This window comes from Acaryochloris sp. IP29b_bin.137, assembly GCF_028285745.1.
Classification (GTDB): Bacteria; Cyanobacteriota; Cyanobacteriia; order Thermosynechococcales; family Thermosynechococcaceae; genus Acaryochloris.
The window spans coordinates 1-10,720 of the sequence record NZ_JANQOP010000052.1 but is presented as its reverse complement, the minus strand read 5'-3'; the positions used below and the strand labels follow the sequence as shown (position 1 = coordinate 10,720).

Genomic DNA, 10,720 nt, shown 5'->3' with positions numbered 1-10,720 from the left:
GTAAGAGCGCACCAGCAACGTCGAGAGGCGTTGGCTCGGTAAACCCCGGTGGAGAGCAAGGCAGAGGGCAACGGTTGGTCTTTTCCCCGCTCTCGTTTGCAATGCCGCTAGAGGCGCCTGGTAACAGGCGTCCCAGATAGATAACTACCCTCTTGCTGTGAACTGGAGCAACAGTCTCTGTCTCAACAAGAGAACAGAACCCGGCTTACCGCCTGCTCTTCCCCCTTTTTTGTATTGCTGCCCTCAGTGTTGCCCTCTTGACCCCATTTCCCTCCATGTCCGGTTGTCCACCGCAGCGACGGCGACAACTTGAAAAATTAATTGCTCGCTTAGGATTATCCACAACGGCTCAGATTCGTTGGGATCTATTGGATCAGGCATTAACGCATTCCTCGGCTGCTGCGGACGCAAACTATGAACAACTAGAATTTGCGGGGGATTCTGTCGTTCGGCTGTTGGTTGCCGTTCTCCTATGGGACAACCATGCCCAAGGAACAGTCGGAGAATGGTCGGCGATTCGGTCGGTATTGGTGAGCGATCGCAACCTTGCAACCCTTGCTGCTCAGTATGGCTTGGATCGATTTCTCTTGTTGGGGCCCAGCGCAAGTAAGGACACTCAGGGCCAGGAATCGCGATTGGCAGATGCTTTTGAGGCCCTACTGGGCGCACTTTACCTCAGTACAAGTGACTTATCCTTAATCCAACCTTGGCTGACCCCTCACCTCCAGATTCAAGCAGCACAAGTCAAAACTGACCCAGCCTATCAGAACTATAAAGCCGCCCTACAGCAATGGACCCAAGCGACTTATCAACAATTGCCAGACTATCGAGTGCAGGAAAACTTTTCCCAATCGAGGCCGAATCAAAATGAGCGGTTTACCGCTGAAGTTTGGCTTCAGGGGCAATTATTGGGAACTGGCAAGGGACGCTCCATCAAAGCAGCCGAGAAAGCAGCTGCTTATACCGCTTATTTACAGCTTCAGTCCTTGACCATAGATCCCCAATCTACGGTGGACTAGCCCCATGTCCGTCATTCGGTAGGATAATGAGGGTATGTCTTACCTTAGACATCACTCTAACTGAGTCTTTAGCTCAACGATTCATAGCATAAGGATAAAAACGATGGATCTGGTCCTACTCCAGAACAAGCTTGACAACCTTTCTTTCGCAGTCCTGTTCATCACCATGCTGATTTATTGGGGAGGGGTTGCCTTTCCCAAGCTTCCCTTGCTCCCGACCTTGGGAACGGCGGGCATGGCAATTGCGAATCTCTGCATGGCCTGTTTATTAGGGGCTCGCTGGATAGAAGGAGGCTATTTTCCCATCAGTAACCTGTACGAATCATTGTTCTTTCTGGCTTGGGGCGTAACCACAATTCACCTGTTAGCAGAATGGCTGAGTCGAAGTCGCTTAGTCGGGGCGGCTACGGCACCCGTAGCGATGGGAATTACCGCTTTCGCGACCCTGTCCTTACCGGATGAGATGCAGGCGTCCGCCCCCTTAGTGCCGGCATTGAAGTCTAACTGGCTGATGATGCATGTCAGCGTGATGATGCTGAGTTATTCTGCCTTACTGGTGGGTTCATTGCTCGCCATTGCTTTTTTAGTTGTCACCTTAGGCCAACCGGTTGAGTTGAAAGGAAGTTCCATTGGCACGGGCAGTTTCCGTAAACGAGAGACTCAGCCGACCGACCAGCGTAAAGACCCGATTGAAGAAGGAGTGTCGATGGGATCAGCCCAAGCCACTGCCGTTCTCACCCCGGTCTCAACCACATCAGCCCCTTCCCTTTCTCTCAAACGCTTGAGCCTGGCTGAATCTCTAGATAATCTGAGCTATCGGATGATTGGCTTAGGGTTTCCATTACTCACTGTGGGAATTATTGCAGGGGCGGTGTGGGCGAATGAGGCTTGGGGAGCACCCTGGAGTTGGGATCCTAAAGAGACCTGGGCTCTGATTACTTGGCTCGTGTTTGCAGCTTACCTGCATGCTCGGATCACCCGAGGCTGGCAAGGTCGACGTCCCGCCTATTTAGCGACAGGGGGGTTTTTTGTGGTTTGGGTATGCTATCTCGGCGTCAATCTTTTGGGTAAAGGCCTCCATTCCTACGGCTGGTTTTTCTAGCTGGAGTGTGGCGAGAAAGATCAAAAAGGAAGGCCTCAAGCTCAACCTTAAACCAGTTGCAGCATCAAGGCTCGATAGATTAACGCCGTCACACCATAGCTAATCAACAAAATCAGGGGGACGGCAAATGCTGCGATCTGCTCTGAGATTTGGCCGATTTTGGTATACCCACCATACAAACTGAGAATCGCGTAACTAGAGGCAAACAGGCTGAGGGCAATCAACTCGATTTGGCCGAGCTGTATAACCCAGCCGCTCAGAATGGCCCATCCACCCAGGGGCAAAACCGCTGCACTCGCGACCAGGAAATCCCCAGACCAGCTGCCCCCTTTGCCGACCATCTGGCGGGTGATTCCTCCCGTCAAAACGAGGCTACTGAAGGCTGAAAGGCTGAGAATCATCAGTTGGGAATACGATAGAGAGAGGGTTGGTGCCAAAAAATGGATGCCGCCAACAACCCCCGCAATGGCGATTGCCGCAAACAAAAAGCTGATGCCCAATAATTGAAAAGGCAACTGACTCTGCCAAACTTGCAATGCTCCGCCACTGGGATTGATTAAAAGGCGCGGCAAGGTAGTCGCTGCGTTTGCTACGAGCGCCGCACTATTGCGGGGTAAGTTGAGGACAAGGTTAGTGGGCTTGCGGTTCAGGTCTTTTAAGGTTGAGATCGCCCGTTGGTAGGGCCCAAGTTGCCCTTGTTGTCGAAATAAACTAGCCGCCATCTGCAAATCTTGAGTAGCAGCTCTTTCCTTGACTTTGATGTAGGCGATCCCGCGATGATAGTAGGCCTGAGCATATCCCTTTTCGATGGCAATGGCTTGGGAGTAGGACTCAACAGCTAAATCTAGATGCCCAAGCCGATAGCAGGCGCGTCCTCTAAAAAAATAAGCCTGGGCTGAGTTGGGCTGCAGGCTTAAAATATGGTCGCAATCTTGTAAAACTTCTCGATTATGCCCCAGGAAGAATCGAGCTTGACAGCGCCCCATATAGGCCTCGACATAGTTTTTATCTAGATGAATCGCTTGGGTAAAATCTGCGATCGCAGTGGCGTAATTACGCCGATTCGCTTTTTGCACCCCTTGGATAAAATACTGTTGAGCATCTTGAAGAACAACAGAACCTGGTTCGTCAATAAACGGAGACGGCGGACGATAGGTGTGATCATAAAGCACCCGTTTTTCATGGTTGCTAAGCACTTCATAAGCCGTACATATTTTCTGAAAAACGGCTGCCGCTCTGGGATTATTGGGATTTAAGTCAGGATGATACTGACGAACCAGTCGGCGATATGCAGTTTTAATATCCGCTGGGGTGGCTTGCGGAGACACTTGCAGAACGCTGTAATGATTTTGTGAGTCCACCATGAAAATTCTAAAAAACGAATCTGATTCGACAACTCAATAGGAAATTAAGATGTAGCCTTGCTTACACTCATAACCACAAGTATGGCATTCGAACAAAAAGATGTATCTATGTTCCTCAAATTCTTATTTTTCTGCAGTATTTTTTGTTGGCTTTACAATTAACTCAATTCGGTTTTGCCTCTGATAAAAAAGCGTCTCACACTTTTTTCCTCCTTTCAGGCTACCGTCAGTTAATCCTTTTCGCTGCTTCAACGAGATATCCAGTGCGTCAATCTGAACGTTGGACTCCACTCCATACTCAGCTGCATCAAGTCCTCCGGCAACGCCAGTTTCTCCCTCCGCACAGTAAGGTTCTCCTGGCATTTTCGGGCGGCCAGGATTCCTTTTGTTTGCTGCAGTTGTTGATTGATTTACAACCCAAGTGGGGTTGGGACTTAGCCCTTGCTCATGGAGATCATGGATGGCCTTCTGATGCGGCTGAAAATGCTCAATATGTTGTCCAAATCGCGGATCAATATCAGCTTCCCCTTTTTGCTCGACGGGCTCCCACCGAATTGAGAAGCGAAGCAGCCGGAAGGCGTTGGCGGTATCAAATCTTGACTGAAATTGCTGAGAAACAGGGCTGTTCAATCGTTGTCACCGCCCATACGGCCAGCGATCGCGCTGAGACCCTCCTCTATAATCTGATACGAGGAAGCGGCACTGATGGCCTACAAGCATTGAGTTGGCAACGCCCATTATCAGCACAGGTGCATCTTGTGCGGCCATTATTGGCAGCCACCCGGGCTCAAACTGGAGAATTTTGTGCACAACGCCAGTTACCGATCTGGGAAGATGGCATGAACCAAGAACTTGCTTATCGACGCAACCGTATTCGGCTAGGGGTGTTGCCCTACTTAAAGACCCATTTCAATCCCCAAGTTGAGACAGCCCTTGCTCACACTGCTGAAATTCTCCAAGCAGAGGTTGCGTTTCTTGAAAGCGAAACGCAACGCTTACTAGCAGAGTCTATCCCCCATCAACCGCCTGTTTTATCTTCAGCTCCCTCGCCCCCCTGTTTGGGGTATATCAATAGACGTAAACTCCAATCTGCACCGACGGCTATCCAGCGACGTGCCCTCCGGCAGTTTTTACAGAACACTTTATCTCTGTCAGCTAATTTTCAGCAGGTGGAGAAAGTTTCAGCACTGATCACTGCCCCCAATCGCTCCCGTACCGATCCCTTAACAAAAACGTGGGTTGCAGCCGTGCTTGATCCTTGGATTGTCATTTGTCCCGCTGCTTGGGCTTGAGCAAAGCTGGGGTATGATATCCCCTTGCTAGTCAGCCAGCAGTAGTTGAACCAGCGTCTGAGTAATCGGATAACCCGTTTGCTGCTCAAAGTAGATAAACATGGGGCTGGGGTTGGCTTCTAAAAAGAAATAGTCCTGAGTGGGAGTCAACCGCCAATCAATTGCAGTCCACTTTAATTTCAACGCCTTAGTGATGGCTAAACTCTGGTGCTGAACCGCTCCGGGTAAGGTGACTGGCAACAATTCAGCCGTTTGATCGTCTCGAAAATCCACAGAAGGACTGCGAATTTCTGCAGAAAATACGGATTCGCCAATCACGTAGGTGCGGATATTGGTTCCCGGAATATAGGCTTGAAAGGTGGCTGGAGACACTTTCAGTGCGAGTTGTAACCGCTGGGGGTCTAGATGCTCTGGCGTGACCCATTGGGCATGAGCCCCCCCATAGACCGGCTTGAAGATCGCCTGTTCCAATGACTTGACAAAAGCAATGACTTGTTGAGGATCGTTGCTGACCAAGGTTGGGGGAATCTGGACCCCCAACTGTTTGACCGTACTCAATTGCAAGGGTTTCTCTTTGTGAAATTGGTAGGCTTCCCAAGTGTTGACCCACTGAGGGGAATGAGACTGCATCAGCGATCGCATCAAGCTCATGGAGTCATTGTAGGCAATCCACTGCTGCTGCTTATCCGCCAGTGGGGGGATAGAGACACCACTGATTTGCCGCCAAAATACCCTCCGAATCTCTTCAAGCGCCCAAACATCATCGGGTTCCCAAGCAATCAGGCCCTTTTGGGTTTTTGCGTGCCAGGAAAAACGTAATTGTGTGGGAAATTGATGGGTTTCCAAACACCGAACTAATGCACCCTGGTGGCGGAGGGCAGACCGTAGATGAGCGACATGAGCATCTTGAGGATGGCCCAAAATCAACACTTTTGCTTTGGATGCGGTCATTGTATCTAACCGCCTTCTTCTCCTAGGGCATAGGTTGTAGCCGTCGGATCGCCAGGTTGAGGATAAGGTAATGGGAATGGGTAACTACCTGGCAAATCTAAGGTAGGCAAGTCATGCATTCCACCTTCTTCCCCTAAGGCCAACGTTGTGACATTGCCCGACTCACCCGATTCATTGGGACCTACAGCGGTCAGCGTCTGGGAGGGTGGATAGCTGCCTCCTTGAACAGAGGCGGCTTGATTGTCTGGAATCGACTCAATGCCTTCTAAGTGAAGAGCGGTTAATTCATGAATATCAAGTTCAAACGGATGGCTCATGTTGATCCTCCAGGTTTATTGTGTGGGTAAACGTGGGGACACAAGAGCGGGCTGGCAAGCCAGTTTAAAATCTTGGCTTCGGGTTCATGGTTTTATTGATGATTATACAAAGCTATCAGGCACTGGCTGACAATTTACGCATATTTATTTAGATTTATCCTAGGAATAATGGCTGCGAAGATCAGCAAGATGGGTAATACTCCGCCATCATTCTGGTTTCTGAGGAGACCTAATCAGTGTTGGTTGGGTTGCAAGCTGAGGTTGAAATAGCCATTGTCAACGGTGGATATTCAAAAAGCTTACTAGCGGTGGGTCTCTGATTGCTTCACATCATTGCTGTTTCCGTCCCCCCCTTTTCAGATAGGAGAAAGGGGAACCTTTAGTTCACTTCTGTTTATCCAAGAACCTTGATTTAGCAATCTTCTGAATCTGCGCCTAATCCGATTCTGTTGGCATAAAAAGGGCTTTCAAAGTCTTTAATAGTTGCTTCTATGGCTACTCGCTAGCGGCATCACTTTTAGAGCAGAAGATGTAATGACTACTCCAAGAAATTTGGGTTTTAGCAACTATTAAATTAAGTGAGGTGACACTCAAGAAAGTGTCACTTTTGAGTAATGACTAAATTCTTAACAGGATATCCTGATTGCAGTGAGGAGTGATTCAGATGAAAAGCTCTTGAGGTCGAAACACGGCAAGACTCTCAAGAGCTTTTTTATTTTTAAATGCGATGATGACGATACAAATCATGGCGAGGCTTCAACAGTAGAACCAAACCAATATCCTTTGCCATAAATGGTATGAATAAGCGGAGGAGCGCCTTTGACAGCGATCTTGCGACGAAGAAGGCGGATCTGGGCAACTAACACATTGCTGCTAGGCTGCTCTCCGCTCGGCCAAAGATGTTGGTAGATTTGGTCATGGGTTAGAAGTTGCTGAGGGTGCAGCATCAAGTAGGCGAGTAACTGACTTTCTTTCTCAGAAAGGGTAATGGCATGGCCCTCACAATAAGCAATTTGGCTTTCTAGATCGAGGTCTAAGCCTTCTACATGGAGTCGATGGGATGAAGAATGCTCCAGTGGGTTCTGGGAGAACTGTTCTCCCCGACGGATTAAGGCTCGAACCCTTGCCAGTAATTCTCTCAGTTCAAATGGTTTGACAATATAGTCGTCCGCACCCGCATCCAGGCCTTCGACGCGATCGTCTAGGGTGTCTTTAGCAGTTAGGAAGAGAACAGGGATCAGACGGTTTTGCGATCGCAACGCCTGGCAGACTTCAATTCCCGACAATTTTGGCAACATCCAATCCAGAATCAGTAAGTCATACAGCTGTCCTTGAGCAACCTGATTTTGCACGGCAAGTAAAGCCGCTTCACCATCATTGGCCACATCAACGTTATAGCCCTCCCGTTTGAGCAAACGGCCCAGGGCATCAGTTAATTCAACCTCATCATCAACTAGCAAGATTTGACTCATTGGTCACCACAGCAGGTCGCTAGAGCTTACGGTACTGTTAAGGGAAAAGCATCCCCACGCTGCCCCAGGCCAGCAGGATTAAACTGAATTATGCCACAACCCGAAAATACTCCCCCTCAAAGCAGTAAAAGCAGCCTCGGTTTTCTACTGAAAGTCTTAGGCCTTTCCACTATCCTATCGGCTGCCATCAAATATTTAGGTCCTCTCTTGCCGATTTCTGGCTCTAATCCGTTGGCCGTAGGCATTGTCCTGACTCCCTCTCTGGTGCTTGGGGGGCTGTTACTGCTGCGTGGTCAACGCCAATCGGGATAAATCCGAAATTTCTGTGTGGGTCGGTCCAGGCGGGGATTTGTCGGAACGATTTAACCACACCCCTCGGAGTCCTGCCTGTTCAGCCCCCTGATAATCATCCTGCCAGCTATCGCCAATATGCCAAGCATCATCGGCAGCGATCTGATGTTTGGCTAGCGCGGCGGCAAACACTTGGGGGTCTGGCTTGGCTGCTCCAACTGCTGTGGAACTGGTGACAGTCTCAAAATAGTCGCTTAGCTGTAGTGCTGCTAGGACCAGATGTAAGCGACTATCAAAGTTAGAAATTACCCCCAGGCGAATGCCTTGCTGTTGCCATTGTTGGAGGACTTGGGGCACTTCAGGATAAACAAACCAAGGCTCTGGCGTCGCGAAGTGATCAAACAAAATTTGGAAGAACGCATCAAAATCTGTAAAAGCTGAGAATGCCCCCACTTGTTGAAAGGCACGGGCTGCCACCGCCTTCCACCAGAGCAACTCCTGTTGGTACAAATCGGGCGGTAAAACGTCCGGGAAGGCGGCTTTAGGGGCTGAAAAGAAACTTTCTATAAACGCCTGGTTCAAACGTTGGGCGTCAACCGTTACGCCTTCCTGGGCAGCAAAACGGCCATAAATCTCCCCGACGGTTCCCCGTACCCCAAATAAGGTGCCAACGGCATCCAGAAAAATCACAGAAGGCGTCATAGGTTAACTTGGGGGTTACAGTATTGGCAGCAGGCATAGGGTAGACCATCGATTATGGTACCAGCGCAAAACACTGATGAGTAATCCTTACCACTCTCTGATGAAAGTGGGGTGGATCACGTTAGGATTGCTGACCAGCCTAGTGCTGCTGGTCATCGTCTTACATGGATTACAGATCGTCAATGCTTGGCAACTCCCGCTTAAGCCGGTTGTTGTGTTTCTACTCTGCGGAAGTTTTACCTGCTTTCTCACCGCAAAAATGATGAAGCAGACGCCTGTATCCATGTCTGCAAGCCCTCGCCCTTACCGTTGGCGGCGGCGGTTGCTCTACTTCAGCATTTTCTTGCTGATTAGTATCAACGTTAGTACTTACCTGGCCGCCTATGCATTAACCCATGTTCGAGAGCCGGGACAATGGGGGCTTGGCTTGCCGAAACCCACCCATATTCGCACCCCTGAGGAAAGGGGCTTATCCTACACCACCCACCGTTTACCGATTGATTCATCCGACTGGTTAGAAGCCTGGCATATTCCAGCAGCTGGGGCTTCTTCAAAAGGGACAGTGGTGCTATTCCCCGGCAATCGCAGTACCAAGGACAGGCAGCTGATCGGTCCCGCTCAATCGATTTCCCAGTTAGGGTATGACTCCCTTCTCGTGGATTATCAAGGCATGGGAGGCTCCAGCGGTTACACCACAACTGTCGGTATGCGGGAAGCGGAAGACGTGGTTGTGGCAGTCGACGCGTTGCCCTCCCTCAAACTACCGCCTCCAGTCATTGTCTATGGAGTATCAATGGGGAGTGCAGCAATACTGAAGGCGATCTCAACCCAAAATCTCCAGCCCGATGCCGTCATTATTGAGCTTCCTTTTGCCCGGTTTATTGATGCTGTGCGTAGCCGCCTACGACATCACCAGATTCCTCCGTTTCCTTTGGCAGAATTACTGGTCTTTTGGGGAGGCGTACAGCATGGTGTCAATGGATTTAGCCATAATCCCGTTGAATTTGCCCGTGCCATCCAATGCCCTACTTTAGTGATGCAGGGCCAGCAAGACCCTTGGACCACCGTAGCAGAGGTCAAAACCCTCTTTCAGGAAATCACCGCCCCCAAACAATTGGTGATTGCACCAGATGGAGGACATCACCAACTAATTGGAATTGATCGAGATTTATGGGAAACCAGTCTGAGTCACTTCTTACAATTGATAGACGCTGATAGAACGTCATGGACTCCACTTTCAAGCCACGCTTGAACCATCACACTTGAATAGTCGCAACAGCTGCAGGGAAACATCGCTTGCCCTCCGGACAGGGGCCAGACATTAGGCAGATGCCGCAGCGCTAGTTTCCAGGGGTTGTACAAACACCCGGTGAGATTGCATCAGTACCCTTTGCATTTGATCCGCGGATAAAGGCTTGGACAGCAAGTACCCCTGAACACAATCACACTGATGCTGCTGGAGCCATTGTAGCTGTGCCTGAGTTTCCACTCCCTCGGCAATAGCAGTCATACCTAGGTTGTGTGCCAAGGTAATCATGGTTCGCACAATTTCTGCCTTTTCTGTATCGGTCACCAATCCCTCAATAAAGGAACGATCGATTTTCAGGGTGTCTAAGGGAAAGTTATGCAAAAAGCTCAAGGATGAATACCCCGTCCCAAAGTCGTCGATCTGGAGTTGAATCCCCAAAGCGCGCAGTTGACTAATCAGTTCAGAAACCATCACTTCATTTTCCATAATCATGGTTTCTGTAATTTCTAGCTTGAGGTGACGGGCACTGACTCCCGTCTCCGATAGAATCGATTGAATTTGTTTGCCTAAACTGGCCTGAGAAAATTGCTTACGGGACAGATTAACACTAATACTCAAGGGCGGCATCCCGGTTAGGATCTGATGCCATTGCCATAACTGTTGACAGGCTTCCTCCAAAACCCACTGACCAATCGCTAAGATCAATCCTGTTTCCTCCGCCACAGGAATAAATCCTAAAGGCGAGATCATGCCTCGCTCAGGATGCTGCCAACGAATCAATGCTTCTAAACTAACAATCTCATGGGTGGCTAAGGACACAATCGGTTGATAGTAGAGCTGAAACTCTTGGTTGGCAATGGCGGCTCGCAGGTCGGTTTCTACCCGAAGCAATGCCTGAACGCGATCGCGCATGGCTGCTTCGAAGACGACATATCGAGACTTGCCCAGGGCTTTGGCTCGA

11 protein-coding genes are annotated in these 10,720 nt (G+C 49.7%); 5 read left to right on the top strand and 6 right to left on the bottom strand.

Annotation, left to right across the window (positions count from 1 at the left end; translation table 11 throughout):
- The first annotated feature begins 275 nt into the window (after nucleotides 1-275).
- Nucleotides 276-1,019, top strand: a complete 744-nt coding sequence (gene rnc, locus Q0991_RS04305) for a ribonuclease III (RefSeq protein ID WP_299485844.1) — start codon at nucleotides 276-278, stop codon at nucleotides 1,017-1,019.
- A gap of 103 nt (nucleotides 1,020-1,122) precedes the next feature.
- Nucleotides 1,123-2,121 (top strand): c-type cytochrome biogenesis protein CcsB, encoded by a 999-nt coding sequence (gene ccsB / locus Q0991_RS04300; protein ID WP_299485842.1) that lies wholly within the window; start codon nucleotides 1,123-1,125, stop codon nucleotides 2,119-2,121.
- Nucleotides 2,122-2,168: 47 nt separating this feature from the next.
- Here ccsB and Q0991_RS04295 read toward each other — a convergent pair whose 3' ends face one another.
- A complete protein-coding gene (locus Q0991_RS04295) occupies nucleotides 2,169-3,485 on the bottom strand; it encodes a DnaJ domain-containing protein (protein ID WP_299485840.1) in 1,317 nt (438 codons plus the stop codon).
- 263 nt (nucleotides 3,486-3,748) lie between these two features.
- Here Q0991_RS04295 and tilS point away from each other — a divergent pair, with 263 nt between their 5' ends.
- Complete coding sequence (gene tilS, locus Q0991_RS04290; RefSeq protein ID WP_299485838.1) at nucleotides 3,749-4,777, top strand: tRNA lysidine(34) synthetase TilS; 1,029 nt, start codon at nucleotides 3,749-3,751, stop codon at nucleotides 4,775-4,777.
- 27 nt (nucleotides 4,778-4,804) lie between these two features.
- On the opposite strand, the gene Q0991_RS04285 is transcribed toward tilS, so the two are convergent.
- The 3 genes from Q0991_RS04285 to rppA form a co-directional block, all read right to left on the bottom strand.
- A complete protein-coding gene (locus tag Q0991_RS04285) occupies nucleotides 4,805-5,728 on the bottom strand; it encodes an MvdC/MvdD family ATP grasp protein (RefSeq protein ID WP_299485836.1) in 924 nt (307 codons plus the stop codon).
- A 5-nt stretch (nucleotides 5,729-5,733) separates the two neighbouring features.
- The gene (locus tag Q0991_RS04280; RefSeq protein WP_299485834.1) at nucleotides 5,734-6,045 is read right to left on the bottom strand and encodes a hypothetical protein; all 312 of its coding nucleotides are present in this window, start codon (nucleotides 6,043-6,045) and stop codon (nucleotides 5,734-5,736) included.
- Between the two features lie 743 nt (nucleotides 6,046-6,788).
- Nucleotides 6,789-7,517: a two-component system response regulator RppA gene (gene rppA, locus Q0991_RS04275; RefSeq protein WP_299485832.1), complete on the bottom strand. Its 729-nt coding sequence runs from the start codon at nucleotides 7,515-7,517 to the stop codon at nucleotides 6,789-6,791.
- Nucleotides 7,518-7,607: 90 nt separating this feature from the next.
- Between rppA and Q0991_RS04270 the strand changes: the two genes are divergently transcribed.
- A complete protein-coding gene (locus tag Q0991_RS04270) occupies nucleotides 7,608-7,829 on the top strand; it encodes a hypothetical protein (RefSeq protein ID WP_299485830.1) in 222 nt (73 codons plus the stop codon).
- Here Q0991_RS04270 and Q0991_RS04265 read toward each other — a convergent pair.
- Nucleotides 7,797-8,510: an HAD-IA family hydrolase gene (locus Q0991_RS04265; protein WP_299485828.1), complete on the bottom strand. Its 714-nt coding sequence runs from the start codon at nucleotides 8,508-8,510 to the stop codon at nucleotides 7,797-7,799. The two genes, Q0991_RS04270 and Q0991_RS04265, sit on opposite strands and share 33 nt — an antisense overlap.
- Nucleotides 8,511-8,586: 76 nt before the next feature.
- Here Q0991_RS04265 and Q0991_RS04260 point away from each other — a divergent pair, with 76 nt between their 5' ends.
- Nucleotides 8,587-9,762, top strand: a complete 1,176-nt coding sequence (locus Q0991_RS04260; protein WP_299485826.1) for an alpha/beta fold hydrolase — start codon at nucleotides 8,587-8,589, stop codon at nucleotides 9,760-9,762.
- Nucleotides 9,763-9,831: 69 nt separating this feature from the next.
- On the opposite strand, the gene Q0991_RS04255 is transcribed toward Q0991_RS04260, so the two are convergent.
- The coding region (locus Q0991_RS04255; RefSeq protein WP_299485824.1) for an EAL domain-containing protein at nucleotides 9,832-10,720 on the bottom strand (889 nt) is incomplete at its 5' end.

Coding starts and splice junctions, on each gene's coding strand:
- rnc (WP_299485844.1), top strand. CDS start 276: ATGTCCGGTTGTCCACCGCAGCGACGGCGACAACTTGAAAAATTAATT.
- ccsB (WP_299485842.1), top strand. CDS start 1,123: ATGGATCTGGTCCTACTCCAGAACAAGCTTGACAACCTTTCTTTCGCA.
- Q0991_RS04295 (WP_299485840.1), bottom strand. CDS start 3,485: ATGGTGGACTCACAAAATCATTACAGCGTTCTGCAAGTGTCTCCGCAA.
- Q0991_RS04285 (WP_299485836.1), bottom strand. CDS start 5,728: ATGACCGCATCCAAAGCAAAAGTGTTGATTTTGGGCCATCCTCAAGAT.
- Q0991_RS04280 (WP_299485834.1), bottom strand. CDS start 6,045: ATGAGCCATCCGTTTGAACTTGATATTCATGAATTAACCGCTCTTCAC.
- rppA (WP_299485832.1), bottom strand. CDS start 7,517: ATGAGTCAAATCTTGCTAGTTGATGATGAGGTTGAATTAACTGATGCC.
- Q0991_RS04270 (WP_299485830.1), top strand. CDS start 7,608: ATGCCACAACCCGAAAATACTCCCCCTCAAAGCAGTAAAAGCAGCCTC.
- Q0991_RS04265 (WP_299485828.1), bottom strand. CDS start 8,510: ATGACGCCTTCTGTGATTTTTCTGGATGCCGTTGGCACCTTATTTGGG.
- Q0991_RS04260 (WP_299485826.1), top strand. CDS start 8,587: ATGAGTAATCCTTACCACTCTCTGATGAAAGTGGGGTGGATCACGTTA.